We start from the raw sequence: 421 nt of genomic DNA, 5'->3' as shown, positions 1-421 counted from the left end.
GGGACGGAAGACTGAAGGATATCATTTTCAAACTGGTCTAATTTAATCTCTTTTATTTCTTCAATAATCTCTCTGAGAGGACGTTGAACTACATGACACTTCGCTTCTGTTAGTTGGATCATTCGTAGCTGTTGGGCTAAATATTTCTCTTGCGATTCTATAACTTCTTCCGTTTTAATAAACTCATCATCTGTTTCTAAATACGGTACGACATACTGGCCTTGTTCTGGCATGGTGTGTGTATGAATTTTATCCTGATGTATTCTTATAAATAAAGTTTGGGATCTAATGATTCCCTCAAATTTTTTTGCACAATTTCCTTCAATGAGTACACAGTCAAAATGCGAAGAATCGTATTGAAGTTGGAAGGAATCTACTGCAGTTATATCGTTATACTTATAGCTTGTAATTTTCTTTCTGG

The 421-nt window shown here is 34.9% G+C and carries 1 protein-coding gene; it reads right to left on the bottom strand.

The annotated features are described in order from the left end of the window. On the bottom strand, positions 1-233 hold a 233-nt coding region (locus tag JKM87_RS17615; RefSeq protein WP_202081777.1), incomplete at its 3' end, for a hypothetical protein. Positions 234-421: the final 188 nt, after the last annotated feature.

The sequence above is a fragment of the Caldalkalibacillus salinus genome (genome assembly GCF_016745835.1).
Classification (GTDB): Bacteria; Bacillota; Bacilli; order Caldalkalibacillales; family JCM-10596; genus Caldalkalibacillus_A; species Caldalkalibacillus_A salinus.
Note: the sequence above shows the minus strand (reverse complement) of the source record. Positions and strands in the feature narration are given on the sequence as shown.